A 24,748-nucleotide genomic window follows, 5' to 3' on the forward strand; every position below is an offset into this window, starting at 1 on the left:
GTCCTCAAGCAGATCGGTCACCAAGCGCACACCGCGCTGGCGCAACTCATCCGGATACTTCCTCGGTGCTGGCATGAATCCACCTTCTCGTTGGATCGATGCCTCCACCAGACCCGGGGCGGTTCAGGTGGTGGGCCGGTGGCGCTGACGGTGTCGGGGTGGCGACCGCGGTGTCAGGGGTTGCGGCCGGTGGTGGGCCGGTGGCGCTGACGGTGTCGGGGTGGCGACCATGGTGTCAGGGGTTGCGGCCGGTGGTGGGCCGGTGGCGCTGACGGTGTCGGGGTGGCGACCATGGTGTCAGGGGTTGCGGCTGGTGGTGGGCCGGTGGCGCTGACGGTGTCGGGGTGGCGACCATGGTGTCAGGGGTTGCGGCCGATGGTGCGCCGGTGGTGCTGACGGCGCTCGGCTGGTGGGGCGGGTGTCAGGTGCTGGGGCCGCGCTGCGCCATTCGACGAGACCAATAGGCGCACGCGATCTGGTCGCCGACTTCACGGCGAGCAAGACGCAGTGCCAGCAGGGGGTAGCGGAGGGTCGCCTCCCCGCGAAGGACGCCGTCGTTGGTCCGGATCGCATCGGTAATGGGACTCAGTCCTAGACCGTGATGGCTGCCGTCAATTTCGGCGGCAAGGTTGACGTCTTTCCACATGGCGTCGAGGTAGGCGCGGCCGTTGTCGCCGACGCGCACCACTTGTCTCGAGGGAGCCGGCACATTGGCCTCCCGGCAGATGGCAGCGAAGTCGAGTTCGCCGAGCGAGTGAGCTCCATCGCAGACGTCGGCCACCACGCCGCCGAGCTCGGGGCAACGGGAACGACGTGGCCATTCCCGCCAGGCGGCGAGCAGATCGTCCGGTCGGACGATTCGTTGCTGGATGGGAAGGCAGATGAGCAGAGCAGCCTGACGTTCTGAGCTCGCCGTTTCCGCAGCCCGCAGGGTCGCAGCGACCGGCTCGACGCGGGGTGGCCCCGTGGTCGAAGCGAGTGCTGGCATATTGCGTGTGCGCCGAGTCCGGACGCCGTCCAACGCGGACTTGTTCGCCGCGCGGGGGAGGAGGACGTGGGTGGCCGAAGCTTCGAAGCCGGTGAGGCCAGCCGCCAAGAGCGCTGACTGACCATCGAGCACCGCGCCCGTGCCCGACTCCCATACCGCCCACCACCAGCGTCCGGTCAATTCACCTGGCACGCTGAGCACGCGGACCGTGTGCCGGTTGAACAATTGCCACCGACCTGCTCGCACTTCAGCCGCGACATCCTTGCCGATGATGCCGCGGGACCGAAGCTGCGCACGGTGCACCACGCCACCCTGTTCGCGAGCGAAGGTTTCGGCGACCTGAGCGCGCTGCAAACGTCGATCAGCACTGGGGACCATCGCTCGATCGTGACGACGTCAAGAGCGTTGCGCGACCGAAGCGGTGATCGGCTGTGGAAAGCGCGACTTCGAGCGGCGACACCGCCTGTGGATAGTTCGACCCCAGACAGAGTCAGGGGGCGCAGTCGGCGCAGGTGCCGAAGATTTCCAGCGTGTGCTCGACGTCGACGAAGCCATGCTGGGCGCTCACCTGATTGGCCCAGCGTTCGACGGTGGGACCTTCGACTTCGACGGTCCGGCCGCACACTCGGCATACGAGATGGTGATGGTGACCGGAACTGCAACTGCGATAAACGACTTCGCCGTCGTCGGTGCGCAGGGCGTCGATCCGGCCGTCGGCGGCCATCGATTGCAGCGCGCGATAAACGGTGGCCAGCCCGACCGATTCTCCGTCGGCGCGCATCGCGGCGTGCAACTCCTGCGCCGAGACGAAGTCGGAACGCTGGGCGAGTTGTTCGGCGACCGCCTGCTGCTGGCGGGTCGGCCGGCGAGTGGGCGCCCCGCTCATGTCTGCTCCTCGTGTCCGGTGTTGGTATGCCGGCGACGAGGCCCGACCGCGGTATGCCGGCGACGAGGCCCCACCCCGGTATGCCGAGTGCTGGTTGCGTTCATCGGTGTTCCTCGACTCCGGCGGCGGTATGCCGGTGCCCGTCGTGCACATAGTCCACGTGATCATCGTGCAGCACCGCGTCGTGGCCGCATCCGTCGTGGTGCTCGTGGGGGTGGCCGCTGCGACGCGCCGCTCGCACCCGCGCGACCGTGCTCGCGGTGTGCACCATCGACGCGACGAGGAAGACCACGACAGCGGCGAGCACCGTCGTCCCACCGGGTGGTGTGTCGAACTGCCACGACGAGGCGACTCCGATGAACCCGCAGACGCAGCCGACGATGACCGCCCACAAGGTGGTGGTGCGGAAGCTGCGCCCGAGCAACTGACCGGTGGCATTGGGCAGGATCATCAGCGCGCTGATCAGCAGCAAGCCGATGATGCGCATCGACATCACCACGGTCACCGCGGTGAGTGCGGAGAGCGCCAGGTTGGTCGCGACCACCGGCAGGCCGGCCGCCCGCGCCCACTCCTCGTCGTTGGCGACCGCGAACAGTCGCTTGCGGAAGATCGTCGTCGCGCCGACCGCGACCACGGCGAGCAGCGCGAACTGCCACAGCTGGTCGGCGCCGGTGGTGAGGATCGAGCCGAAGAGATATTGCTCGATCGACATCCCGTCGGCCGAGCTGGCCTTGGCGAAGAGCACGACGCCGAGCGCGATGCCGCCGTAGAACATCACCGCCAGCGCAACATCGGCATTCGTGTGCCCGCGCACCCGGATGAACTCGACGACGACCGCGGCGGCGGCAGCAGCGACGAGCGCGGTGATCGTCGGCTGCTGCCGGGTGAGCACGCCGATCGCGACACCGGCCAGCGCCACGTGTCCCAGGCCGTCCCCGATCAGGGATAGGCGCCGCTGGACGAGGAACACACCGACGGCCGGCGCGGCCGCACCCACGAGCAGCGCAGCGACGAGCGCGTGCACCATGAACGGCTGACGCAACATGTCAATCATGTTGTCCTCCAACGGGATTCGCGCGCGAGTCGAGTGGGCCGAGGCCGTATGGCGCGCGTGCACCGTGCGGTTCGTGGTCGCTCGGGTGGTGATGCCCATTGGCGGAGACAGCGGCGATCCGCCGGGCCTGGAAGCGCGCCCACTCCGCGGGGACGCCATCGAAGGTGAGCTGACCGTGGCTGATCTCCACGATCCGGCTGACCACGCCGCGCAGCGCTTCAAGCTCGTGGGTGACGATGATCATGGTCACGCCCGACGCGGCGAGCCGCCGCAGCACCTCGGCCAGCACCTGCTGGCTGGCAGTGTCGACACCCGCGGTGGGCTCGTCCATGACCAAGATCTCGGGTTCGCCGGCGAGGGCCCGGGCGATCAGCACGCGTCGCTGTTGTCCTCCGGAGAGGGTGGACACATCCGATCCGGCGAGGTCGAAGAGCCCGACCTCCGCCAGCGCCGCGTCGACCGCCGCGCGGTCGGCGTCGGTCGCCCGTCGCCACCACGGTCGCAGCGGCAATCGCCCGACCTCGACGATCTCGCGCACGGTCGCCCGCACGGATGTGGAGAGCGTATGCCGTTGCGGCACATAGCCAATCCGGCTCCGGGAGCGCAGCTGGCCGGCTGGTTCACCGAAGAGCTCGAGCACACCGGACAGCTGGTCGTTGAGCCCGAGGATGCCCTTCATCACCGTCGACTTGCCGGAGCCGTTGGGCCCGAGCACGGCGACCACTTCGCCGGGGCGCACGGCGAAGCTCACGCCGCTCACGACGGCGGCCCCGGCATACCCGAAGGACGCGTCGCGCAGTTGCACGACCGGCGCGTTCACGAGCACTCCTGCCCGGCGCGCAGGGTCGCGAGATTGGCGCGCATGATCGTGAGGTAGTCGTGGCCCGCGGACGCCTCAGTGACCCCTTCGATCGGGTCGAGCACGGCCACCCGCGCCCCCGTCTGGGTCGCGACGGCCCTGGCGACGGCCGGCGAGGCCAGCGTCTCGGTGTAGATCGTGCTCACCTGGTGGTCCTTCACATAGGTCGTGACATCGCGCAGCCGCCCGGGGGTCGGCTCCTGTTCGGGCGACACGCCGGTCACCCCTACTTGGCGCAGGTGATAGCGCTGGGCCAGATAGCCGAAGGCCGCGTGACTGGTGACGATCGAGGTGTTGCGGCAGTGCGCCAGCCCGCGCGCGAAGCTGGTGTCGAGCGCTGCCAGCTCGCGCTGGAAGGCCGCGGCGTTCTTGCCGTATGCCGCCGCGTGGGCCGGGTCGCGCTGTTGCAGCGCCTTGGCGATCACGCCCACGACGGCGGCATAGCGGACCGGGTCCAGCCAGAAGTGCGGGTCGGTGCCCGAGCCGGACTCGGCGTCCTTGCCACCGATGGTGGTGACACTGTCGAGGCTGAGGTCGAGGTCGGCAGCGGAGGCAACGTTGAGGACATTGCCGTGGTCGACGAGCTTGACTGCTGCATCGACCGAGGGCTGAAAACCCTTGGCGTACACCGCAAGTGACGCATCGGAGACGGCCGCCGCCTCTTTGGGGCTGAGTTCGACGTCATGTGGCTCGGCGCCCGGGGGAGTCAGGGAGGTGACATCAACGAAGGCTCCGCCGACGCGCTCCGCGGCATACGCGAGGGGGTAGAACGAGGCGACGACCGGCGTCTTGCCGTCCGGGCTGGCGCCGGCGTCGTCGCAGCCGGCAAGCGCGGTGGCGCCGAGGGCGGCCGCGAGGAGGGGCGCCCAGAGGCGCGCAACGTTCATGACAATCATTCTCAACGCAAGTGAGAATGATTGTCAAAAAACCAGCCCTTCGGAGGCGAAGCTCACGACCGCCAGAGCGACGATCAGAGCCAGCACCGCGAGGCGCATCATCCGTTCGAGGCGATCCGATCGGGGCCAGGCGAGATAGGCGAGCCAGGCGACGAACACCGCGGCCAGCGCCAGGAGCACACCACCGAGCACGCCGCGCAGCACCAGACCGCCGACGACCAGCAGGCCAAAAGCTATGAGCAGCAACGGTTTTGGGATCCGACGGACGCCGGTCGCCAAGCCGTCGCTGCGATGTTCGAGCTCGGTCCGGGCCCGGCCGGAGCGCACTGAGGGTTGCTGCGGAGAAGTCACCGCGCGAGCCTACCGATGACGAATGTCATGCCGACGACGTGACGCTCGGGCGAGGGCGGAGGCCGCGACGGTCGGCACCGTTGCGGGTATGACGACGACACAGGCAGGTTTCGACGCGGGGCTCGCACGCTCGCCCCTTGCCCTTCGACCCGCTGCGCTCGCTCAGGACGGCGCTCAACCAACGGATGGGGCGGCGCCCTTCGACGGGCTCAGGACACCGCCCTTCGACGGGCTCAGGACACCGCCCTTCGACGGGCTCAGGACACCGCCCTTCGACGGGCTCAGGACACCGCCCTTCGACGCGCCGCCCAGGACAGCCCCAGCGGCGGTGCGGCTGGCGGGCGTGCAGCGCTCGTTCGGCGATGTGCACGCGGTGCGCGGCATCGACCTCACCATCGGCCAGGGGGAGGTGGTGGCCTTCCTCGGGCCCAACGGCGCGGGCAAGACCACCACGATCGACCTGATTCTTGGCCTCGGTGAGCCCGACGCGGGCAGCGTCGAGGTCTTCGGCTTGACCCCGCGCGCCGCGATCGCCCGCGGCCTGGTCGCAGCGGTCATGCAAAGCGGTGGCCTGCTCAAGGACATCACCGTCGCCGAGACGGTCGAGCTCACCGCGAGCCTGTTCGCCCACGCGCAGCCGGTCGGGGACGTCCTGCAGCGGGCCGGCATTGCCGACATCGCCGGGGCCAAGGTCGGCACGTGCAGTGGTGGCCAGCAGCAGCGGCTGCGCTTCGCGATGGCGCTCACCAGCGATCCGGCGCTCATCGTGCTGGACGAGCCGACCACCGGCATGGACGTCGCCGGCCGGCGCGACTTCTGGGCGGCGATCCGGCAGGACGCCGACCGCGGCCGCACCGTGCTCTTCGCCACCCACTACCTGGAGGAGGCCGACGCCTACGCCGACCGCATCGTGCTGGTGCGCGACGGCCAGATCGTCGCCGACGGCACCGGCGCCCAGATCAAGGCGCAGGCCTCCGGCCGGGTCGTCCGCGCGACCGCGCCCGATCTGGACCCACACCTCCTGCACCAGCCCTTCGTGCAGAGCGTCGAGCACCGCGGTGAGCAGCTCCTCATCCATACCACCGACAGCGACGAAGTAGCCCGAATCCTGTTGAGCCGCAACGCCTATGACCTGGAGATCACGGCGCAGGGTCTCGAGGACGCCTTTGTCGCCCTGACCAGCAAGGAGCAGAACTGATGAGTGCCTACGACCTCGACCGGCGCGCGGCCGGCGGCGGGCTGAACCCGACCCTCCTGCGCATCGAGCTGCTGCGCGTGCTGCGCAACAAGCGCACGATGATCTTCACGGTGGTGATGCCGGTGGCCTTCTTCTTCCTCTTCGGCACCAACTCCGCCTACGCGAACGAGGTCGTCGGCAACGGCAATGTCGCCGGCGTGATCATGACCAGCATGGCGCTCTACGGCGCGATGATCGCCACCGCGGCCACCGGTTCGACGGTGTCGGTCGAGCGAGCCCAGGGGTGGAGCCGTCAGCTGCGACTGACGCCGCTGCGCGGTTCGGCATACATCGTGGTGAAGGTGGCCGTTGCGCTGGCGATCGGGCTGATTCCGGTGCTCGCGGTCTACGCGTGCGGCGCCGCCCGCGGCGCCCACATGTCAACCGCGGCGTGGATCGTCTCGGCCGTCATCGTCTGGCTCGGTTCGTCGCTCTTCGCGGCCTTCGGATTGTTCGTCGGCTACCTGCTGCCGAGCGAAAACGCCATGCAGGTCATCGGCCCGGCCATGGCGCTGCTGGCCTTTGGTGGCGGGCTGTTCATGCCGATCCCGGACCACGGTTTCTTCCACTGGTTCAGCACGTTCACCCCGATGTGGGGTGTGTCCGGACTTGCGCACGCACCGCAGACCGGCTGGTCGAACTGGTGGCAGTGGGTGGCCAACCTGGTCGTCTGGCTCGCGATCTTCGTCGGCGGCGCGGTCTGGCGCTTCCGGGCCGACACGGCGCGGGTCTGATCGGCTGGCATGCTCAGGCGCATGAGTTGGACCGACGACCGGACGAGGCCGATCGCCAGGGGAGTCCTCGCTCGGTTCGGGCCGATGGGCGGCACCGGTGAGGAGCACCCCCGCTATGAGGTGTTCATCGGGTTGTTCTGGAGTTCGATCTGGCTCTTCTGGCTGATCCAGCCGTTCGCCGACGCCTGGCGCAACCCGGACCCGTTCACAAGCACAGTCGGTATGGCGGCCGTACTCGCCTTCGCGCTCGTCTACTGCTGGCACTTCCTGCACCGCAGCGCGATCTTCTCCGACCACGCCCGCACCCAGGTCGCGCACTGGCGCTCGGCGGCCAACCTCGGCCGCTACGCCTTGCTCGTCGCACTCGCGGTGCTGTGCATCGTCACGATCGGGCAGTCCGGCACGACGGCCGCGATCTTCACCGCGATCTCGGGCATGTGGACCTTCCCGTTGCGGGTCGCGGTCTGCCTCAGCGCGGTCTACGGCGTGCTGTATGCCGTGTCCTGGTCGAAGGTGCCCGGCTGGCATGCCGACCCGGGTTCGCTCGTCGGGCTGGGGTTCGCGACGGTCGCGGTCTTCGCCGGTGCCCTGGCCAATCGCCGGCAGCGCGCGCTGGACGAAAGCCGCCTGGAAAATGCCCAGCTCGCCATCCAGGCCGAGCGCAACCGGATGGCGCGCGACCTGCACGACATCCTCGGTCACAGCCTCACGGTCATCACGATCAAGGCCGAACTCGCCGGCCGATTGCTCGACGTCGACCCGGAGCGCGCCCGCACCGAGGTCGCCGACCTGGAGCGGTTGTCGCGCGCGGCCCTGACCGACGTGCGCCGCGCGGTCGAGGGCTTCCGCGAGATCTCCCTGGCCGGTGAGATCACCCGGGCCAAGTCGGCGCTGGAGTCGGCCGGCATCGACGCCGAGGTGCCGCGGGCCCTGGACGAGGTGCCCGAGGATGTGCAGGAGGTCTTCGCTTGGACCGTGCGCGAGTCGGTGACCAATGTCCTGCGGCACAGCCAGGCGACCCGGTGTGAGATCGAGGTCGGACCAGGGCGAATCACTGTGCGGGACAACGGGATCGGCGTCACCTCGCCCACCGGAGGCAACGGCCTCACCGGGCTGCGCGAGCGCGCTCGACTCGCCGGTGCGACGCTCACCTTGGCACCCGTGCAGCCGCACGGGCTCGCAGTGTCGATGGCGGTGCCGGGGGAGGGCAATCGATGACGATCCGGGTGATGCTGGCCGATGATCAGGCGCTGGTGCGTGGTGCCCTGGCGGCGTTGCTGTCGCTCGAGGAGGACCTCGAGGTGGTGGCCGAGGTGGGTTCCGGTGATCGGGTGGTGGACGCGGCCCGGCATACCCAGCCCGATGTCGTCCTGATGGACGTCGAGATGCCCGGCATGGACGGGATCACCGCGACCGGCGCGCTGCGCGCCGCGCTGCCCGAGGTCCGGGTCGTCATCGTGACGACCTTCGGCCGGCCCGGCTATCTGCGGCGGGGTCTGCAGGCGGGCGCGACGGGGTTTGTGGTCAAGGACACGCCCGCGGCCGGGCTGGTCGACGCGATCCGCCGGGTCCACCAGGGATTGCGGGTCGTCGACCCGGCGCTCGCCGCCGACAGTCTGGTGAGTGGCGAGTCGCCGCTCACCAAGCGCGAGACCGAGGTGCTGCAGGCCGCGCGCGAGGGCGGCACGGTCGCCGACCTGGCCAAGAGGCTCTTCCTGTCCGAGGGGACCGTCCGCAACCATCTGTCCGCCGCGATGGGCAAGACGGGCGGCCGCAATCGGGCCGACGCGGTCGCGATCGCCGAGCGCAACGGCTGGCTGTGACAGACGCGGGCGCCCCCGGTGGTCGTTCCACCAGGGGCGCCCGCGCAGCAGTGCTCAGTTCAGCTGGTCACCGAGCAAGGCCCGGAAGTCCGGCACGTCGTCGAACTCGGAGGTGACGACCGGCTGGTCGTGGCTCGACGGGCCGAAGCCCTCGACCGCGGCCGACCCGAGCATCGTCTGCACGAGTTGCTCGGCGCCTCGGTCGATCCGGCGCGCCAGGGACTCGTCAGCGAAGTCGTCCGTGGCTGCGAAGATCGCGGTCGGCACCACCTGGGCGTGCAGGTAGCTGAACAGCGGGCGCATGGCGTGCTCCAGCATCAGCGAATGCCGCGCCGTGCCGGCGGTGGCCGCGATCAGCACCGGGGTGTCGGTGAGCGCCTGCGGGTCGATCAGGTCGACGAACGACTTGAACAGCCCGCTGTATGACGCGGCGAAGGTCGGCGAGACCATCACCAGGGCGTCGGCGCGAGACACCTGGTCGAGCACGTCCTGCAGGCGCTGCGAGCCGAAGCCGGACAGCGTCATCGCGGTGATGTCGTGCGCGAGTTCGCGCAGCTCCACCACCTCGACACGCACGTCCTCACCGCGGCGGGAGATGTGCCGGTGGATCGAGTCGACGATCCGGTCGGTGAGCAGCCGGGTCGACGACGGCTGGGTCAGCCCAGCGGTGACGGCGACGATGGTGCGGCTCATGAGGTGACTTCCTCCTTCTCGGTGCTGTCTTCGACGGTGCGGGCGGGGACCACCAGGCGGTGCCGGCTGTCCGGGCCCTCGGCGACGAGCTCGGCGTGCGTCGGGGCGTGGTCCGGCACGCCCTCGGGGCGACGAGCGGCGAACTCCTTGCGCAGCGCCGGCACGACCTGCTCGCCGAGGATGTCGATCTGCTCCAGCACCGACTTCAGCGGCAGACCCGCGTGGTCGATCAGGAACAGCTGACGCTGGTAGTCACCGACGTGGTCGGCCATCGTGGCGTAGCGCTCGATGACCTGCTGCGGTGAACCGACGGTCAGCGGGGTGTCGCGCATGAACTCCTCCAGCGACGGGCCGTGGCCGTAGACCGGGGCCTCGTCGAAATAGGGCCGGAACTCGCGCACGGCATCCTGGCTGTTCTCCCGCATGAACACCTGACCGCCGAGGCCGACATACGCCTGGTCGGCGCGGCCGTGACCGTGGTGCTCGAACCGGCGACGGTAGAGGTTCACCATCTGGGCGGTGTGGCTGAGCGGCCAGAAGATGTTGTTGTGGAAGAAGCCGTCACCGTAGAACGCGGCCTGCTCGGCGATCTCCGGGCTGCGGATCGACCCGTGCCAGACGAACGGCGCGACGCCGTCCAGCGGACGCGGGGTCGAGGTGAAGCTCTGCAGCGGGCTGCGGAACTTACCGCTCCAGTTGACGATCTCCTCGCGCCACAGGCGGCGCAGCAGGTGGTAGTGCTCGACGGCGAGGTCGATGCCCTCGCGGATGTCGTAGCCGAACCACGGGTAGACCGGGCCGGTGTTGCCGCGACCCATCATCAGGTCGACGCGGCCGTCGGCGAGGTGCTGCAGCATCGAGTAGTCCTCGGCGATGCGCACCGGGTCGTTGGTCGTGATCAGCGTGGTCGAGGTCGACAGCTGCAGGTTCGTGGTGCGCGCCGCGATATTGGCGAGCATGACCGGCGGGTTGCCCGGCGCCACGAACGGGGGGTTGTGGTGCTCACCGACCGCGAGGACGTCCAGCCCTGCCTGCTCGGTGTGCTCGGCGATCCGCACCATGGACTTGATGCGTTCGGCCTCGGTCGGGGTGCGGCCAGTCGTCGGGTCGGGGGTCAGGTCGCCGACGGTGAAGATGCCGAACTCCATGGTGGTTCCTCCTTGGTAGTTGCGATTTCAACTATCTCAACCGGACCCCCATCGTGTCTATTCCCATCCCGTCGAAGCGTCAGTAGTTCCTCGCGAAGCGTCACTTGTTCTTCGCGAAGCGTCACTAGATCCTCGCGAAGCGTCACTTGTTCCTCGCGAAGCGTCACTTGTTCCTCGCGAAGCGTCACTTGTTCTTCGCGAAACGTCACTTGTTTCTCGCGAAGCGTCACCAGTTCCTCGCGAACCGTCACTTGTTCTTCGCGAAACGTCACTTGTTCCTCGCGAAGCGTCACTTGTTCCTCGCCGAGCGGCTACTCATCACCGCGCGAGCGGCTGATTTGCGCTCGCCTGAGAGACTGGATCCGGTATGCCGACCGCGACCCTCACCTCCCGCAGCACCGAGCCCCTGAGCGCCCCGGTGCTCCCCGCCCTGCGCATCGGCCCGCACGTGATCGGCACCCCGGTGGTGCTGGCACCGATGGCCGGAATCACCAACCGGGCCTTCCGCCGGTTGTGCCGCCACTATGGCGACGCGGGCGCGGCGAGCGGCGTGTCGGACGCGACCGCGGCTGCGGCGAGCGGCGCGTCGGAGGCGACCGGCGTCGCGGCCAGCGGGGCCTCCAGCCTCTATGTCAGCGAGATGATCACCTCGCGGGCGCTGGTCGAGCGCGTCCCGCTGACCATGCGCCTGATCGAGCACGACCCGGATGAGTCGCCGCGGTCGATCCAGCTCTACAGCGTCGACCCGGCCACGACCGCGAAGGCCGTGCACCTGCTCGCCAGCGAGGGGCGGTGCGACCACATCGACCTCAACTTCGGTTGCCCCGTGCCGAAGGTGACCCGCAAGGGTGGCGGCTCGGCATTGCCGTGGAAGACCGAGCTCTTCCGCGGAGTGGTGGCGAACGCGGTCCGCGAAGCGGCGCCATACGGCATCCCGGTCACGGTGAAGATGCGCAAGGGGATCGACGACGATCACCTGACCTATCTCGAGGCCGGGCGGATCGCCGAGGGTGAGGGCGCGGCGGCCGTCGCGCTGCACGCGCGGACCGCGGCGCAGGCCTACAGCGGGCACGCCGACTGGAGCGCGATCGCCCGGCTGAAGCAGACCGTCACCAGCGTGCCGGTGCTCGGCAATGGCGACATCTGGTCCGCCGACGACGCGCTGCAGATGGTCGCCGAGACCGGTTGCGACGGTGTGGTCGTGGGCCGTGGATGTCTCGGCCGGCCGTGGCTGTTCGCCGACCTGGCCGCGGCGTTCTCGGGCTCGGCATACCGGGTCAGTCCGACGTTGCGCGAGGTGACCGACACGTTGCGGCGTCATGCCGAATACCTTTGTGAATTCTACGAATCCGAGCACAAGGGCTGCCGCGACATCCGCAAGCACATCGCGTGGTATCTCAAGGGTTTCCGGGTCGGGTCGCAGCTTCGCTCCAGCCTCGGCCTGGTGACCTCGCTCGCGGCACTCGATGAGCTGATCGGCTCGCTCGACCTGGACCAGCCGTGGCCGGGCGAGGCGGCGGACGGTCCGCGTGGGCGAGCCGGGTCCGAGCGTCGGGTGATCCTGCCGGATGGCTGGCTCGCCTCGCGCGAGCTCGATGACGCCCAGCGCGCCGAAGTGGCCGCGGCAGAGGTCGAGAACTCCGGCGGCTGACCTCAGTCGCGTCGGGCGATGAGATAGCCCTGCGGCTGAAGCTCATCCGGATCCGCGGGTCGACCGGCCCAAAACACCGTCGAGAAGCCGGCCGCGGCGAGGCGGTCCTCCACCTCGGACTGCGACATCCAATAGATGTCGAAGCGGACGCCGAGCCCCAGCACGTCGCTTGACCGGCGCGGGGTGTCGTCGCCGAGCTTCCAGGCCAGTGCGAGATGCCCGCCCGGAGCGACGACGCGCGCGAGTTCGGCGAACGCGCGCGGCCGATCGGACGGCGCGAGATACATATAGGAGTACCACCCGATCGCACCGGCCACCGACGCGTCGCCGAGCGGCAACTCGCGCAGATCACCGACCGCGTAGCTGTGCGCGAGGTGGTCGCGTCGGGCCGTCTCGACCATCACCGGCGAGAGGTCGACGCCGGTCACGGAGAAGCCGCGCTCGGCGAGGTATGGCGCGAGTCGGCCTGTGCCGCAACCGATATCGCCGATCAACGTGCCCAACCCGCTCTCGCGCACCAGCGTGCAGAACAGGTCGAGCACCGCCCGCTCGACCGGCATCTCATCGAGGATGGTGGCCAGGCGTTCGGCATACACGGGGGCGAGCACGTCGTGGGCGTGGCGGAGTTCATCGGTGGCGGCGTCCATGACGGGAAAACTAGTGGCGAGGTCCGACAGCACCCGCGACGCTGGTGGGATGGGCATCGAACTGCGACCCCTGCGCGACGAGGACGCGGTCGAGCACTGCCTCGGTGAGGACGCGCTCACCGTCCGCTGGCTCACCGGCGGCTACGGCACCATCGAGGGCACCGCGGCATACTTCCGCGACCTGCGCAAGAGCGGCGGCCCCAAGCGCGGGTTCGGGGTCTGGCTCGACGACCGCCTCGCCGGTTATGTCGACTGCGACCCGAGCAACACCGACGGGCTCGCCCCCGAGGAGGTCCACCTGACGTATGCCGTGCACCCGTGGGCCCGCGGTCGCGGCGTCGCTGTCGAGGCGGTGCGGCTGATCAGCGAGGTCGTCCGGCGCGAATGCCTCGGCGAGCGGGTGGCCCTGCGGATCGACCCGGACAACGCCGCCTCCCAGCGCGTCGCGCAGAGGGCCGGCTTCTCCCACGTCCGCGATTTCGTCTCCTCGACCGACAGCCACCCCGACGGGACGCCCGCCACCCTGCAGCTGTGGCTGCGCGATGCGTAGCTACGAGGAGCTGGTCGCCGAGGCTCAGGCGGCCGAGGTCGATGGTTGGGGCTTCGGCTTCCTCGACGGCCGCGCCACCGAGGAGCGTCCGCCCTGGGGGTATGCCGGGCTGCTCGCGCGCCGCCTTGCGCAGGTCGGTTCGGCTCTCGATCTGGACACCGGCGGGGGAGAGGTGCTGAACGAGGCTGCGACGCTGCCGCCGCGGATGGCCGTCACCGAGGCATGGCCGCCGAATGCGGAGCACGCCAGGGCGCTGGTCGGACCGCGCGGTGTCGAGGTGCACGAGACGGACACCGAGCGACTTCCCTTCTCCGACAACAGTTTTGAGCTGGTGAGCGCACGACATCCGGTGGTGCCGCCGTGGCGGGAGATCGAGCGGGTGCTGCAGCCCGGCGGTCGCTATTTCGCTCAGCATGTCGGCCCAGCGTCCGCCTTCGAGCTGATCGAGTTCTTCCTCGGGCCCTTGCCGGAGGCCCGACGCGGGCGCGATCCGCGACGTGAGGCGGCCGACGCCGAGGCTGCTGGACTGCAGGTGCTCGACCTGCGTACGGCCCGGCTGCGGATGGAGTTCTTCGACATCGGCGCCGTGGTGTGGATCCTGCGCAAGTGCGTGTGGTGGGTGCCGGACTTCACCGTCGAACGCTACGAGGACAAGCTGCGCTCACTCGATGCGGTGATCCGCCGGGAGGGTGTATTCGTTGCGCACTCCACCCGGCACCTAATCGAGTGCGCGCCGGTCACGCCGGAAGGTTGAACCCGGCCGGCGCCAATCGGTCGAGGCCACAGAAGTCCTCGGGGCGCCATACCGACTGCCGCTGCGGCGCCATGATCCAGCGGCACCCGGTCTCCTTGACGTAGACGAACTCAGGCGGCCGATCGGCATACCGAAAGTAGATGCTGACCGCGCGCCCATCGTCGGCGGCGCACTCGTAGAAGCCGTCCTGCATCGGTCGCGCCGATCGGATCGCATGGCGGCCTACCGATCGACCGGCCGGTCGGGGTCGGTGATCCAGTGCGACCACGAGCCGATATAGACGCCGGTGCGCGGATGGATGCCAGAGGCTTCAAGCGCCAGCGCCAGGTGCGTCGCCTGCACGCCGGACCCGCAGTAGACCCCCACCTCGGTGTCCGGCCGGATGCCGGCGGCGGTGAACCGCATCGCCAGGTCGTCCGGTGACAGGAACTGCCCGGACTCGTCCACCGACGCCAGCGCCGGCATCGACACCGCCCCGGGGATATGCCCCGCGACCGGGTCGATCGTCTCGTTCTCGCCGCGGAAGCGGTCGGCGGGACGGGCATCGAGCAGGATCGACCGATAGGCGATATCGGCCGCGCCGTCGGCGTCGAGTTCGGCGCAACAGTTCGGCGTGGCCACGAAATCCCCGGGGTCGACCGGCGAGACCTCGGAGGTGACCTCACCGCCCGCGGCGACCCAGGCGGCATACCCGCCGTCGAGCACGCGCACGTCCTCGTGCCCGAAATGCCGCAGCAACCACCACAGCCGGGCGGCGGCCAGGGAGTTCGCGGCGTCGTAGGCGACGACCGGACCGTCGCTGACCCCGGCGGTGCGCATCGCGGCCTGGAAGGTCTCCGCGGACGGCATCGGGTGCCGACCGCCCTCGCCGGGCGGGCCGGTGAGGGCTTCCTCGAATTCCACCCACTGCGCTCCGGGCAGGTGACCTCGGTCGTATGCCGGCCGCTGGGACGGGCCGTTCAACTGCCACCGCACGTCGAGCAGCAGGGGTGGCCGCTCTCCTGCCAGCTGATCCATCAGCCGCGCGGGGGAGATGAGCGGTCCGGACGGGCGCGTCATACCGCTCAGCGTAGGCCCGTGCGCCCGGAGAGGGGCCGTCGCCGACCGCACGGTTGTGCCACGCTGGGGGCATGTGCCGCAACATCCGCCCCCTCAACAACTTCCAGCCGCCCGCGACCGACGACGAAGTGCGCGCCGCGGCCGTGCAATACGTCCGCAAGGTGTCCGGCGCGACCAAGCCGTCCGCCGCCAACCAGGAGGCCTTCGACGCCGCGGTCGAGGCGGTCACCGCCGCGACCCGCACGCTCGTCGACGCGCTGGTGACCACGGCCCCGCCGAAGGACCGCGAGGTGGAGGCGGCCAAGGCCCGCGCCCGGGCACAGCAGCGCTACGCCTCGGCATGACCGAGCCGCCCGCGCTGGTCATCGAGCCTCTCGACACCACCTCGCGCATTGCGCTGCGCGGGTGGCTGTCGTCGGCGACCCGGCTCGGCATCGACGTCGGCGACCTGGACTCGATCGAGGCGGCCTACGAGCGGTATCTGCAGCAGGTCCGCGCCCAGCCGGCCGCTGAGCGTGCCGACCCGACCGAGACCCTCACCGCGATCGCGATGGCGCTCGGGGAGCATCTGCGGCGCAACAGCACGCTCGACTGGCGGGTGGTCACCGACGCGCAAGGACGTGACCTGGCGATCGCCTCGCCGGACGAGATCGAGGTGCTCTTCCCGATCGACCCGGTCGCCGATGCGTGGCAGACCCAGCAGGAGGGCTGGATGCGCGGCTTCGTCGATGCGCTGCTCAGCCGCTACGAGCGGGGTGAGCGGTGACCGACCCGCGCGTGCGCACCTGGGGTGCGGCACAACTGCGGTGGAAGGCCACGGCGAACTGGCTCAATGGGTCCACCGCGCTCGGTCTGCTGATCGCCCGGGCCGGTGGCGCGCGGGTGCGCCGGGGTCCGCGTCGGCTGTGGCTGGCGAGTGGTTATCGGCTGGGTTTCCCGGTCGCCAGCGCGTTCACCGTCGGCAATGTCGTGCTCACCGCGGGCGACTGGCAGCAGCTCGAACGCGACCGGCCGCTGCTGCTGGTGCACGAGGAGCAGCACAGCTGGCAATACGTGTGGTGTCTCGGGCTGCCCTTCCTGCCCCTGTATGCCGCCGCGGCCGCCTGGTCGAAGATCGTCACCGGAGATCTGTTCTCCCGCAACGGTTTTGAGCGTCGTGCGGGTTTTGCGATCGGCGGTTACGCGCCTGCCTCACCGCGCGCTGTGTTTCGTCCGTTCCTGGGTGCGGGGTCCTGAGCGTGACGGGATATGACGCGCGGGACCGCGAGCGTTTCGTGGGCGAGGATCCGGCGCAGAAGAATGCCGACCGGGACGACTTCGCACGGGACCGGGCGAGGGTGCTGCACTCGGCGGGATTGCGACGTCTGGCCACGAAAACCCAAGTGCTGCAACCGGATACCGACGATTTCATCCGCAACCGGTTGACCCACTCGCTGGAGGTTGCGCAGATCGGCCGGGAGTTCGGGGGAGCGCTGGGGTGCAACGCGGATGTGGTCGACACCGCGTGTTTGGCGCACGACCTGGGGCACCCGCCATACGGGCACAACGGGGAGCAAGCCCTCGATGCGGTGAGCGCGTCGATCGGCGGTTTCGAGGGCAACGCGCAGACCTTCCGGCTGCTGACCCGGATCGAGGCGAAGCGCTCGACGCCGCAGGGTCGGTCGGTGGGCCTCAACCTCACCCGGGCCAGCCTTGACGCGGCGTGCAAATATCCCTGGGCAAGAGGCGAAGGCCCTTATGCCACAGGCAAATTCGGCGTCTATACCGACGACCGTGATCTGTTCGACTGGGTGCGTGAGGGTGCGCCGGATGCCGGCCGCCGGTGCCTCGAAGCCCAGGTCATGGACTGGGCCGATGACGTCGCCTATTCGGTGCACGACGTCGAGGACGGGGTTGCGGCCGGTCTGATCGACCTGCGCGTGCTGGAGTCGGCCGACGATGTCGCCGACCTGGCGATGCTTGCTCGGGAGCTCTACGCGCCGCAGTTGCCGACCGAGTTGATCGCGGCGTCGGCGCGGCAGGTGGCCGCCCGAGCCGGATCGCCCGCGGCCTATGACGGGTCGCGCTCGGCCAGTGCCGCGCTGAAGGACATGGCAAGCCGGTTGATCGGCCGATTCGTGGGCAGTGCCGAGCGCGCCACCCGGGAGCGGTACGGTGCTGGCCCGTTGACCCGTTTCGCCGCGGATGTCGTCGTGCCTGACGACGTCCTCGCGGAGTGTGTGCTGCTGAAGGCCGTGGCCGCCCGGTTTGTCATGCTGACCGCCGAGCGTGCGACGCTGATGGAGCGGCAGCGGGCCGAACTGACCGGCCTGGTCCAGGTGCTGGACGCCCGGCCCGAACTGCTCGACCCGGTGTTCCGGGAGGAGCACGATCAGGCGGTCGACGATGCCGCGCGGCTGCGGGTCGTCGTCGACCAGGTCGCCTCGTTGACCGATCTGCGCGCTCGCGCGCTGGCGAAGGAGTTGTTGTGAGTGCCGTGCTGAATGGACTGCGGCGCCCGGTCATCGCCGCCCCGATGGCCGGTGGCCCCTCGACGCCCGAACTCGTGGCGGCAGTCGGCGACGCGGGCGGCCTGGGCTTCCTCGCGGCCGGCTACCGGACGCCGGAGCAGGTCGAGGAGCAGATCGCGGCGACCCGCTCCCTCAGCAACGCGCCCTTCGGCGTCAACCTGTTCGTGCCCACCGTGAACAGCCGCCTGCGGGACGGCGAGCCCGTCGAGCTGTATGCCGACCGCCTCGCACCGATCGCTCGACGCCTCGGCGCCGAGGTCGGGGAGGCCCGCTGGGACGACACCGATCACTTCGCCGCCAAGGTCGAGCTGCTGCTGCGCGCCAGGCCGGCGATGGTGTCGTTCATGTTCGGCTGCCCCCCGGTGCATGTGGTGCAGCGCCTGCGCGCCGCGGGCATCGAGGTGATGCTCACGGTGACCGGCGCTGACGAGGCGCTCGCCGCCGGACGTGCGGGCGCCGATGTGTTGTGCGTGCAGGGTGTCGAGTCCGGTGGCCACCGCGGCACGCACACGGTCGACAAGGAGCCGAATGACCGGGAGACCGCCGAGCTGCTGCGCGAGGTGCGCAGCGTGACCGCGATGCCGCTGGTCGCGGCCGGTGGGGTCGGCTCCGCGGAGGACGCGGCGCTGTTGTTGCGGCGCGGCGCCACCGCCGTGCAATGCGGCACGGCCTTCCTGCTCACCCCCGAGGCGGGCACCAGCGCCGCTCACCGTGCCGGTCTCACCGACAGCCGGTATGCCGAGCGCGTGGTCACCCGCGCGTGGAGCGGCCGGCCTGCGACCGGGCTGCGCAACGCGTTCATCGACGCGGTGGGCGCCGATGCCCCCGCCGTCTACCCGATCGTGGACCAGCTGACCAAGCCCTTGCGGGCCGCGGCCGCCCAGGCCGAGGACGCCGACCATGTGGCGTTGTGGGCCGGTGCGCGCTGGCAGGGCATCAGCTCGGGGTCGGCGGCGGACGTGGTTGCTCACATCGCCCCCTGAAGCACGTCCGGCATACGGCTTAGACTCGGGTCTCACTAGCGGCGGCAGGAGGCGAGGGATCCGTGGCGGGACTGATCAAGGCCGAGGACATCGCCCTGGTCAAGGAGCGCACGGCCATCGACGAGGTCGTCGCCGAGCATGTCACGCTGCGGTCGGCTGGCCCCGGCTCGATGAAGGGCCTGTGCCCCTTCCACGACGAGAAGACGCCGTCGTTCTACGTGCGCCCCGCGGTCGGTGCCTACAACTGCTTCGGCTGCGGCAAGGGTGGCGACGTCATCTCCTTCGTGATGGAGATGGAGCACCTGACCTTCGCCGAGTCGGTCGAGCGGCTGGCCGCCAAGTCGGGCATCGAGCTGCACTACGAAGAGGGCGCGGGCCCGCGGCGCGAGTCGGTCGGCCAGCGCACCCGGCTGCTGGAGGCGCACCGCGTGGCCCAGGAGTTTTACGCCGAGGCGTTGCTGAGCGCGGCCGAGGCCCGCACCGCCCGTGACTTCCTGCGGGCGCGTGGCTTCACCGGTGCCACGATCAAGCCGTTCGGCGTGGGTTATGCGCCGCGCGGTGGTGAAGAGCTGGCAAAGCTGTTGCGCGACAAGGGTTTTACGCCCGAAGAGCTCACCCTCTCCGGGCTGGTGGGCCAGGGCAGGCGGGGGCTCTACGACCGTTTCCGGGGGCGGGTCGTGTGGCCGATCCGGGATGTCACCGGCGACACCATCGGCTTCGGCGCGCGCCGCATCTTCGACGATGACCGGATCGAGGCGAAATACCTCAACACCGCCGAGACGCCGCTCTACAAGAAGACGCAAGTGCTCTACGGGCTGGATCTGGCCAAGCGCGACATCGCCAAGGACCGCAAGGTCGTCGTGGTCGAGGGCTACACCGACGTGATGGCCTGTCACCTGGCCGGTGTGCCGCACGCGGTTGCGACCTGCGGCACCTCCTTCGGCGCCGACCACGTCAAGGCGTTGCGCCGGTTGATCCGCGACGAGGCCGACCAGGCTCCGGGCAAGGTCATCTTCACCTTCGATGGCGATGCGGCCGGTCAGAAGGCCGCACTGCGCGCCTTCGAGCTGGATGGCATGTGGTCGGCGCAATCCTTCGTCGCGGTCGCCGCCGACGGCAAGGACCCGTGTGACCTGCGGCAGAGCGACGGCAACGAGGCCGTGGTGCAGCTGGTCGACAGCGCGACCCGGCTGTTCGACTTCGTGCTGCGCACGACGCTGTCACGGTTCGACCTCGCCTCGCCGGAGGGCCGGGTCGCTGGCATGCGAGCAATCGCCCCTGTTCTCAAGGGAATTCGCGACGAAGCCCTGCGGGAGCAGTATGTCCACGAATCCGCCGGCCGGTTGGGTATGCCGGTCGACCGTGTCACCGCCGAGGTAGCGCGGGCCACCCCGGCCGCAGCCCGGCCGGAGCGGCAGCGGCGGCAGGTCGAGGAGGAGGCGGCGCCCGAGCCCGGCATACGGCTGCCGGACGGTCGTGACCCAAGGGTGCGGGCCGAGCAGCAACTGCTGGCGTGTGCGCTGCAATATCCCGGGGCGGTGCCCGGCGTGGAGCTGAAGGAGTTGCAGGCGGCTGACTTCGGCGAGCGGGCGCACGGCGCGATCTTCGCCGCGCTGATGGGAGTCGGCGACCCGGCCGGACGGTCGATGCAGGGCTGGAGTGATGCCGTGCGGCAGGCCGCCCCGGAAGTGTTGCGGGAGTATGTCGCCCGCCTGTCGGTGACCCCGCTGCCGGTGCGGCTGGAGGGCAACGGACTGCCGGACAGCAGGTATGCCGCGAGCCTGATCCGCGATGTGCGGATCAACGCGTTGCGCCGGCAGATCCAGGAGGTGACCGCCGAGTTGTTGCAGGCCTCGGATCGACCGGAGGACAGCCGGCGCATCGGCATACAGCTGCAGGACCTGCAGCGACAACTCGCCCGGCTGACCTCGCAGGCGTCCTGACAGACTGGCCGCATGGAGCTGGACAAGGAGAGCCTGCGGCTGTCGTTCGGGGCGGGTGCTGCTGACTACGACCGGGTCCGGCCACGGTGGACTGGTGAGGCGTTGAGCTGGCTGGCAGGCGCCCCGTCGGGTGCGATCGACGTGCTCGATCTGGGGTGCGGCACCGGCATCGGTGCTCGCACGCTTGCCGACCTCGGGCATCGGGTGGTCGCGGTTGATCCTGATGCGGGGATGCTGTCGGTGCTGCGGGCCGAGGCCGGTGATCGGCTGCGGGTCGAGCAGGGCAGTGCGGAGCGGATTCCGTTGCCGGACAACAGTGTTGATGCCGTGGTGGTGTTGCAGGCTTGGCACTGGTTCGACCCTGAGGTGGCCGCGGTCGAGGTGGCGCGGGTGCTTCGGCCGGCCGGCGTGCTCGGCGCTGGGTGGAATGTCTGGGACAGCGTGAACCCGTGGCTGGGGGAGTTGGCCGAGGCGGTGGAGGAGCCGTGGCGGATGCACGCGGACGAGGAGGACTTGGCGCTGGATCCGTTGGCCGGGTTCGGGCCGTGGGAGGGGGCGCGGTTCGCCAATCCGCTGCGGCAGAGCGTGAACGATTTCGTCGCCCATATGGCGACGCTGTCGTGGATCGCCACGCATCCTGAGCGGGACCGGTTGCTCGGAGCGGCGCGCGGTGTCGCCGAGCGCGCCGCGGATGCCGACGGGATGGTCGACTTCCCGCAACTCAGCCGGTGTGCGCGCACCAGGAGGGCTGCCTGATGCGCTGGCCCGGCCGATGTGCGTGCACCAGGAGGGCTGCCTGATGCGCTGGCTCGGGCGGCAGCCGGCCGCCGACAAGGCGGCGGTGTCTCGCCTCGACCTGCGGGGTGGCGAGCGGGCGTTGGCGTCGGCGCGGGACGACAACACCGGAGCTGTCGTCGTGGCGACCTCGTACCGGCTCGCCGTGGTGCGCGAGGACGCGGTCGTGCTCGACCGGCCGTGGTCGGATGTCGATGCGGGACAATGGGATCCGCACACCTGGACGCTGTCGATCACCTGGGTCGACCGCTCCCGTGCAGGGCAGTGGACCTTCAAGAACCAGGACACCCGGATGCCCGAGGTCGTGCACGAGCGGGTGCAGGCGAGCGTGGTCCTGGCGGCTCCGCTGGCCCTCGCCGGGCGTCGGCAGACCGGGCGGGTCGTGGTGCGCAAGAACCTCGCCGACGGGCGCCTTTTCGTGCAGGAGGTGCTGGGCCGCGGGGTGCGCCCCGATGACCCCGATGTGGCGCTCGAGGTGGCTCGGGTGAGCGCGGATCTGAAGGACCAGGTCGGCCTCTGAGCCGGTTTTCGTCTGGGCCGACCGTTTTGCTACAGTTGCCGTCGCGTCCGACGAGGGCGTCCTTCCCCTGTAGCTCAATTGGCAGAGCATTCGGCTGTTAACCGGAGGGTTGTTGGTTCGAGTCCAACCGGGGGAGCCAGCAAGGCCGGGCCTGACCTGCGGAAGCGCAGCCGTCAGGCCCGGCCTTTCATGTTGCCGAGCGGGCACGAGTCGCCGCGAGCAGCAGTTTGGCCACCCGCAAACGCGAGCGGGGCCGCCGACACAAGCGGTCGGCGGCCCCGGCATACGGGATGGGTTCAGCGGTGCAGGTCGAACCGGTCGTTGTCCATGACCTTGACCCACGCGTCGACGAAGTCGGCGACGAACTGAGCCTGCGCGTCGTCGCTGGCGTAGACCTCGGCGAGGGCTCGCAGCTCGGAGTTCGCGCTGAAGACCAGGTCGGCCCGGGTGGCGGTCCAGGAGTCGGAGCCGCGCTTGCCGGTGTAGGTGTCGCCGTCGGCCGGCGTCCAGACCGTGTCGAGGTCAAGCAGGTTGACGAAGAAGTCGTTCGTCAGCTGCCCCTCGCGCGAGGTGAGCACGCCGTGCTTGGAGCCACCGGTGTTGGCACCCAGCACCCGCAGACCGCCGACGAGCACGGTCATCTCGGGAGCGCTGAGGTTCAACAGGTTTGCCCGGTCGAGCAGCAGGTATTCGGCCGGCAACGGGTTGTCCGAGCGGTCGTAATTGCGGAAGCCGTCGGCCTTCGGCTCCAGGTAGTTGACCGACTCGACATCGGTCTGCTCCTGCGTCGCATCGCCGCGACCGGGGTGGAAGGGCACCGTCACGTCGACACCGGCAGCCTTCGCCGCCTGCTCGACGCCCACGCCACCGGCGAGCACGATCAGGTCGGCCAGCGAGATCTTGCCGCTCGCCTGCTGGATCTGCTCGAGCTTGGCGAGGACGGTCGCGAGCTGCTGCGGGTCGTTGACCTCCCAGTTCTTCATCGGCTCCAGGCGCACGCGAGCGCCATTGGCACCGCCTCGCTTGTCGGAGCCGCGGAACGAACCAGCCGACGCCCACGCAGTCGAAACCAGTTGTGCCACAGTCAAACCCGACTCAGCGATCTGCTGCTTCAGGGCGGCGATCTCAGCCTCGGACGCGGTCGTCGTGGAGGCCGGGATCGGGTCCTGCCACAGCAATTCCTCGGACGGCACCTCCGGCCCGACATACCGCGTGACCGGGCCCATGTCGCGGTGGGTGAGCTTGAACCAGGCGCGCGCGAACGCGTCGGCGAACTCGGCCGGGTTCTCCATGAACCGGCGCGAGATCTTCTCGTATGCCGGGTCGAACCGCAGCGACAGGTCCGTGGTCAGCATCGTCGGCAGCCGCTTGGGTCCGCCGGCGTCCGGCGCCGGGATGATGGCCTCGGCGTCCTTGGCCACCCACTGGTTGGCGCCCGCGGGGCTCTGGGTGAGCTCCCACTCGTGGCCGAAGAGGATCTCGAAGAAGCGGTTGCTCCACTGGGTCGGCTGGTCGGTCCAGGTGACCTCGAGACCGCTGGTGATGGCGTCCTTGCCGACGCCGGTGCCGTAGCTGTTCTTCCAGCCCAGGCCACCCTGCTCCAGCGGCGCACCCTCGGGGTCGGGGCCGACATTGCCGTCCGGGTCGGCGGCGCCGTGGGCCTTGCCGAAGGTGTGACCACCGGCGATCAGCGCGACGGTCTCCTCGTCGTTCATCGCCATCCGGCCGAAGGTCTCGCGGATGTCGACGGCGGCCTTCAGCGGGTCCGGGTTGCCGTTGGGGCCCTCGGGGTTGACGTAGATCAGGCCCATCTGCACCGCGGCCAGTGGCTTCTCCAGCTCGCGGTCACCGGTGTAGCGCTCGTCGCCGAGCCAGGTGGTCTCCGGGCCCCAGTAGACATCGTCGTCCGGCTCCCACGCGTCGACGCGGCCGCCGGCGAAACCGAAGGTCTTGAAGCCCATCTGCTCCAGCGCCACATTGCCGGTGAGGATCATCAGGTCGGCCCAGGACAACGACTTGCCGTACTTCTTCTTGACCGGCCAGAGCAGGCGGCGAGCCTTGTCGAGGCTGACGTTGTCCGGCCAGCTGTCGAGCGGCGCGAACCGCTGCTGACCGGTGCCACCGCCACCGCGGCCGTCCATGACGCGGTAGGTGCCGGCGCTGTGCCACGCCATCCGGATCATCAGCGGGCCGTAGTTGCCGAAGTCGGCGGGCCACCAGTCCTTGGAGTCGGTGAGCACGTGCGCGATGTCGGCCTTGACCTGCGCGAGGTCCAGCGCTTCGAACGCCTTGGCGTAGTCGAAGTCCTCCCCGAGCGGATTCCGAACGGCTGGGTTCTTGGCCAGGATCTTGATGTTGAGGCGGTTGGGCCACCAGCGTTGGTTCTGGTCGCCCTGGGTCGGGTGGGTCGTGCCGTGCACGACGGGGCATCCCTGGCTGCCCTGGTCATCGGCGGCGAGTGGCTGAGCTTCGGTGTCAGTCATCGTGGTCCTTTCCAGTGTCTCGTCGGGTCGAGCAGTCGGGGCACAGGCCCCAGTAGATGACCTCGGCCTCGTCGATGACGAAGCCGTGATCGTCGGAGGCGGTCAGGCAAGGTGCGTGACCGGTGGCGCAAGGAACATCACGGATCGCGCCGCACGCACGGCATACGAGATGGTGACGGTTGTC

29 protein-coding genes and 1 tRNA gene are annotated in these 24,748 nt (G+C 69.7%); 16 read left to right on the forward strand and 14 right to left on the reverse strand.

Features of this window, described 5'->3' with window-relative positions:
• Positions 1-421 precede the first annotated feature (421 nt).
• The 6 genes from G9U51_RS16755 to G9U51_RS16780 form a co-directional block, all read right to left on the reverse strand.
• Positions 422-1,366: a hypothetical protein gene (locus G9U51_RS16755; protein WP_166198730.1), complete on the reverse strand. Its 945-nt coding sequence runs from the start codon at positions 1,364-1,366 to the stop codon at positions 422-424.
• Between the two features lie 112 nt (positions 1,367-1,478).
• Positions 1,479-1,874, reverse strand: a complete 396-nt coding sequence (locus G9U51_RS16760; RefSeq protein WP_166198732.1) for a Fur family transcriptional regulator — start codon at positions 1,872-1,874, stop codon at positions 1,479-1,481.
• A 100-nt stretch (positions 1,875-1,974) separates the two neighbouring features.
• Entirely contained in the window at positions 1,975-2,919 is a 945-nt protein-coding gene (locus G9U51_RS16765; RefSeq protein ID WP_235946334.1) for a metal ABC transporter permease, read from the reverse strand.
• Position 2,920: 1 nt separating this feature from the next.
• Positions 2,921-3,748 (reverse strand): metal ABC transporter ATP-binding protein, encoded by an 828-nt coding sequence (locus G9U51_RS16770; RefSeq protein WP_166198736.1) that lies wholly within the window; start codon positions 3,746-3,748, stop codon positions 2,921-2,923.
• Positions 3,745-4,674: a metal ABC transporter substrate-binding protein gene (locus tag G9U51_RS16775; protein ID WP_166198738.1), complete on the reverse strand. Its 930-nt coding sequence runs from the start codon at positions 4,672-4,674 to the stop codon at positions 3,745-3,747. Before G9U51_RS16775 ends, G9U51_RS16770 begins: the two co-directional genes overlap by 4 nt.
• Positions 4,675-4,707: 33 nt before the next feature.
• Positions 4,708-5,034, reverse strand: coding sequence for a DUF6703 family protein (locus G9U51_RS16780; RefSeq protein ID WP_166198740.1), 327 nt, complete (start codon positions 5,032-5,034; stop codon positions 4,708-4,710).
• An 88-nt stretch (positions 5,035-5,122) separates the two neighbouring features.
• Here G9U51_RS16780 and G9U51_RS16785 point away from each other — a divergent pair, with 88 nt between their 5' ends.
• The 4 genes from G9U51_RS16785 to G9U51_RS16800 are packed head-to-tail and all read left to right on the forward strand — an operon-like array spanning position 5,123 to position 8,828.
• The gene (locus G9U51_RS16785) at positions 5,123-6,232 is read left to right on the forward strand and encodes an ABC transporter ATP-binding protein (protein ID WP_207948432.1); all 1,110 of its coding nucleotides are present in this window, start codon (positions 5,123-5,125) and stop codon (positions 6,230-6,232) included.
• On the forward strand, positions 6,232-7,005 hold the full coding sequence (locus G9U51_RS16790) for an ABC transporter permease (protein WP_166198742.1): 774 nt from the start codon (positions 6,232-6,234) through the stop codon (positions 7,003-7,005). Before G9U51_RS16785 ends, G9U51_RS16790 begins: the two co-directional genes overlap by 1 nt.
• Positions 7,006-7,026: 21 nt before the next feature.
• Complete coding sequence (locus G9U51_RS16795; protein ID WP_166198744.1) at positions 7,027-8,223, forward strand: sensor histidine kinase; 1,197 nt, start codon at positions 7,027-7,029, stop codon at positions 8,221-8,223.
• Positions 8,220-8,828 carry a response regulator transcription factor gene (locus tag G9U51_RS16800; protein WP_166198746.1) on the forward strand — a complete coding sequence of 203 codons (609 nt, stop codon included), beginning with the start codon at positions 8,220-8,222 and terminating at the stop codon, positions 8,826-8,828. Before G9U51_RS16795 ends, G9U51_RS16800 begins: the two co-directional genes overlap by 4 nt.
• 54 nt (positions 8,829-8,882) lie before the next feature.
• Here G9U51_RS16800 and G9U51_RS16805 read toward each other — a convergent pair whose 3' ends face one another.
• From G9U51_RS16805 to G9U51_RS16815, 3 genes are read right to left on the reverse strand one after another with little or no spacing between them, the layout of a single operon-like run.
• Positions 8,883-9,521, reverse strand: a complete 639-nt coding sequence (locus G9U51_RS16805) for an FMN reductase (RefSeq protein ID WP_166198748.1) — start codon at positions 9,519-9,521, stop codon at positions 8,883-8,885.
• The gene (locus G9U51_RS16810) at positions 9,518-10,669 is read right to left on the reverse strand and encodes an LLM class flavin-dependent oxidoreductase (RefSeq protein WP_166198750.1); all 1,152 of its coding nucleotides are present in this window, start codon (positions 10,667-10,669) and stop codon (positions 9,518-9,520) included. Before G9U51_RS16810 ends, G9U51_RS16805 begins: the two co-directional genes overlap by 4 nt.
• Positions 10,636-10,962: a hypothetical protein gene (locus G9U51_RS16815; RefSeq protein WP_166198752.1), complete on the reverse strand. Its 327-nt coding sequence runs from the start codon at positions 10,960-10,962 to the stop codon at positions 10,636-10,638. The genes G9U51_RS16810 and G9U51_RS16815 overlap by 34 nt, the downstream gene beginning before the upstream one ends.
• Before the next feature lie 74 nt (positions 10,963-11,036).
• Between G9U51_RS16815 and dusB the strand changes: the two genes are divergently transcribed.
• On the forward strand, positions 11,037-12,320 hold the full coding sequence (gene dusB, locus G9U51_RS16820) for a tRNA dihydrouridine synthase DusB (RefSeq protein WP_166198755.1): 1,284 nt from the start codon (positions 11,037-11,039) through the stop codon (positions 12,318-12,320).
• A gap of 2 nt (positions 12,321-12,322) precedes the next feature.
• On the opposite strand, the gene G9U51_RS16825 is transcribed toward dusB, so the two are convergent.
• A complete protein-coding gene (locus tag G9U51_RS16825; protein ID WP_235946336.1) occupies positions 12,323-13,024 on the reverse strand; it encodes a class I SAM-dependent DNA methyltransferase in 702 nt (233 codons plus the stop codon).
• On the opposite strand from G9U51_RS16825, the gene G9U51_RS16830 reads away from it, so the two are divergent.
• The gene (locus tag G9U51_RS16830) at positions 13,017-13,517 is read left to right on the forward strand and encodes a GNAT family N-acetyltransferase (RefSeq protein WP_166198757.1); all 501 of its coding nucleotides are present in this window, start codon (positions 13,017-13,019) and stop codon (positions 13,515-13,517) included. The genes G9U51_RS16825 and G9U51_RS16830 overlap by 8 nt on opposite strands.
• Positions 13,510-14,271: a class I SAM-dependent methyltransferase gene (locus G9U51_RS16835; protein ID WP_166198759.1), complete on the forward strand. Its 762-nt coding sequence runs from the start codon at positions 13,510-13,512 to the stop codon at positions 14,269-14,271. The genes G9U51_RS16830 and G9U51_RS16835 overlap by 8 nt, the downstream gene beginning before the upstream one ends.
• Here the strand turns inward: G9U51_RS16835 and G9U51_RS16840 are convergent.
• Positions 14,255-14,464 carry a hypothetical protein gene (locus G9U51_RS16840; RefSeq protein WP_166198761.1) on the reverse strand — a complete coding sequence of 70 codons (210 nt, stop codon included), beginning with the start codon at positions 14,462-14,464 and terminating at the stop codon, positions 14,255-14,257. The two genes, G9U51_RS16835 and G9U51_RS16840, sit on opposite strands and share 17 nt — an antisense overlap.
• A gap of 29 nt (positions 14,465-14,493) precedes the next feature.
• Entirely contained in the window at positions 14,494-15,330 is an 837-nt protein-coding gene (locus G9U51_RS16845; protein ID WP_166198763.1) for a sulfurtransferase, read from the reverse strand.
• Between the two features lie 71 nt (positions 15,331-15,401).
• Here G9U51_RS16845 and G9U51_RS16850 point away from each other — a divergent pair, with 71 nt between their 5' ends.
• The 9 genes from G9U51_RS16850 to G9U51_RS16890 all read left to right on the forward strand — a co-directional run bounded on the left by G9U51_RS16850 (position 15,402) and on the right by G9U51_RS16890 (position 22,220).
• Entirely contained in the window at positions 15,402-15,674 is a 273-nt protein-coding gene (locus tag G9U51_RS16850) for a DUF2277 domain-containing protein (RefSeq protein WP_166198765.1), read from the forward strand.
• Positions 15,671-16,096: a DUF3806 domain-containing protein gene (locus G9U51_RS16855; protein WP_166198767.1), complete on the forward strand. Its 426-nt coding sequence runs from the start codon at positions 15,671-15,673 to the stop codon at positions 16,094-16,096. The genes G9U51_RS16850 and G9U51_RS16855 overlap by 4 nt, the downstream gene beginning before the upstream one ends.
• A complete protein-coding gene (locus tag G9U51_RS16860; protein ID WP_166198769.1) occupies positions 16,093-16,566 on the forward strand; it encodes a hypothetical protein in 474 nt (157 codons plus the stop codon). Before G9U51_RS16855 ends, G9U51_RS16860 begins: the two co-directional genes overlap by 4 nt.
• 2 nt (positions 16,567-16,568) lie before the next feature.
• Positions 16,569-17,801: a deoxyguanosinetriphosphate triphosphohydrolase gene (locus G9U51_RS16865; protein ID WP_166198771.1), complete on the forward strand. Its 1,233-nt coding sequence runs from the start codon at positions 16,569-16,571 to the stop codon at positions 17,799-17,801.
• A complete protein-coding gene (locus tag G9U51_RS16870; RefSeq protein ID WP_166198773.1) occupies positions 17,798-18,823 on the forward strand; it encodes an NAD(P)H-dependent flavin oxidoreductase in 1,026 nt (341 codons plus the stop codon). Before G9U51_RS16865 ends, G9U51_RS16870 begins: the two co-directional genes overlap by 4 nt.
• Positions 18,824-18,885: 62 nt before the next feature.
• The gene (dnaG, locus tag G9U51_RS16875) at positions 18,886-20,766 is read left to right on the forward strand and encodes a DNA primase (protein ID WP_166198775.1); all 1,881 of its coding nucleotides are present in this window, start codon (positions 18,886-18,888) and stop codon (positions 20,764-20,766) included.
• Positions 20,767-20,778: 12 nt separating this feature from the next.
• Positions 20,779-21,522: a class I SAM-dependent methyltransferase gene (locus G9U51_RS16880; protein WP_166198777.1), complete on the forward strand. Its 744-nt coding sequence runs from the start codon at positions 20,779-20,781 to the stop codon at positions 21,520-21,522.
• On the forward strand, positions 21,497-22,081 hold the full coding sequence (locus tag G9U51_RS16885) for a hypothetical protein (RefSeq protein ID WP_166198779.1): 585 nt from the start codon (positions 21,497-21,499) through the stop codon (positions 22,079-22,081). Before G9U51_RS16880 ends, G9U51_RS16885 begins: the two co-directional genes overlap by 26 nt.
• 63 nt (positions 22,082-22,144) lie before the next feature.
• A tRNA-Asn gene (locus tag G9U51_RS16890) sits at positions 22,145-22,220 on the forward strand.
• A 157-nt stretch (positions 22,221-22,377) separates the two neighbouring features.
• Here G9U51_RS16890 and katG read toward each other — a convergent pair.
• A complete protein-coding gene (gene katG, locus G9U51_RS16895) occupies positions 22,378-24,564 on the reverse strand; it encodes a catalase/peroxidase HPI (protein ID WP_166198781.1) in 2,187 nt (728 codons plus the stop codon).
• The coding region (locus tag G9U51_RS16900) for a Fur family transcriptional regulator (protein ID WP_407941452.1) at positions 24,557-24,748 on the reverse strand (192 nt) is incomplete at its 5' end. The genes katG and G9U51_RS16900, both read right to left, overlap by 8 nt.

The sequence above is a fragment of the Metallococcus carri genome (genome assembly GCF_011440275.1).
Taxonomy (GTDB): domain Bacteria; phylum Actinomycetota; class Actinomycetes; order Actinomycetales; family Dermatophilaceae; genus Metallococcus; species Metallococcus carri.

Bases quoted from the DNA above. Each gene is read 5' to 3' on its own strand.
- G9U51_RS16755 (WP_166198730.1), bottom strand. From the start codon at position 1,366: ATGGTCCCCAGTGCTGATCGACGTTTGCAGCGCGCTCAGGTCGCCGAA.
- G9U51_RS16760 (WP_166198732.1), bottom strand. From the start codon at position 1,874: ATGAGCGGGGCGCCCACTCGCCGGCCGACCCGCCAGCAGCAGGCGGTC.
- G9U51_RS16765 (WP_235946334.1), bottom strand. From the start codon at position 2,919: ATGTTGCGTCAGCCGTTCATGGTGCACGCGCTCGTCGCTGCGCTGCTC.
- G9U51_RS16775 (WP_166198738.1), bottom strand. From the start codon at position 4,674: ATGAACGTTGCGCGCCTCTGGGCGCCCCTCCTCGCGGCCGCCCTCGGC.
- G9U51_RS16785 (WP_207948432.1), top strand. From the start codon at position 5,123: ATGACGACGACACAGGCAGGTTTCGACGCGGGGCTCGCACGCTCGCCC.
- G9U51_RS16790 (WP_166198742.1), top strand. From the start codon at position 6,232: ATGAGTGCCTACGACCTCGACCGGCGCGCGGCCGGCGGCGGGCTGAAC.
- G9U51_RS16795 (WP_166198744.1), top strand. From the start codon at position 7,027: ATGAGTTGGACCGACGACCGGACGAGGCCGATCGCCAGGGGAGTCCTC.
- G9U51_RS16800 (WP_166198746.1), top strand. From the start codon at position 8,220: ATGACGATCCGGGTGATGCTGGCCGATGATCAGGCGCTGGTGCGTGGT.
- G9U51_RS16805 (WP_166198748.1), bottom strand. From the start codon at position 9,521: ATGAGCCGCACCATCGTCGCCGTCACCGCTGGGCTGACCCAGCCGTCG.
- G9U51_RS16810 (WP_166198750.1), bottom strand. From the start codon at position 10,669: ATGGAGTTCGGCATCTTCACCGTCGGCGACCTGACCCCCGACCCGACG.
- dusB (WP_166198755.1), top strand. From the start codon at position 11,037: ATGCCGACCGCGACCCTCACCTCCCGCAGCACCGAGCCCCTGAGCGCC.
- G9U51_RS16830 (WP_166198757.1), top strand. From the start codon at position 13,017: ATGGGCATCGAACTGCGACCCCTGCGCGACGAGGACGCGGTCGAGCAC.
- G9U51_RS16825 (WP_235946336.1), bottom strand. From the start codon at position 13,024: ATGCCCATCCCACCAGCGTCGCGGGTGCTGTCGGACCTCGCCACTAGT.
- G9U51_RS16835 (WP_166198759.1), top strand. From the start codon at position 13,510: ATGCGTAGCTACGAGGAGCTGGTCGCCGAGGCTCAGGCGGCCGAGGTC.
- G9U51_RS16840 (WP_166198761.1), bottom strand. From the start codon at position 14,464: ATGCAGGACGGCTTCTACGAGTGCGCCGCCGACGATGGGCGCGCGGTC.
- G9U51_RS16845 (WP_166198763.1), bottom strand. From the start codon at position 15,330: ATGACGCGCCCGTCCGGACCGCTCATCTCCCCCGCGCGGCTGATGGAT.
- G9U51_RS16850 (WP_166198765.1), top strand. From the start codon at position 15,402: ATGTGCCGCAACATCCGCCCCCTCAACAACTTCCAGCCGCCCGCGACC.
- G9U51_RS16855 (WP_166198767.1), top strand. From the start codon at position 15,671: ATGACCGAGCCGCCCGCGCTGGTCATCGAGCCTCTCGACACCACCTCG.
- G9U51_RS16880 (WP_166198777.1), top strand. From the start codon at position 20,779: ATGGAGCTGGACAAGGAGAGCCTGCGGCTGTCGTTCGGGGCGGGTGCT.
- katG (WP_166198781.1), bottom strand. From the start codon at position 24,564: ATGACTGACACCGAAGCTCAGCCACTCGCCGCCGATGACCAGGGCAGC.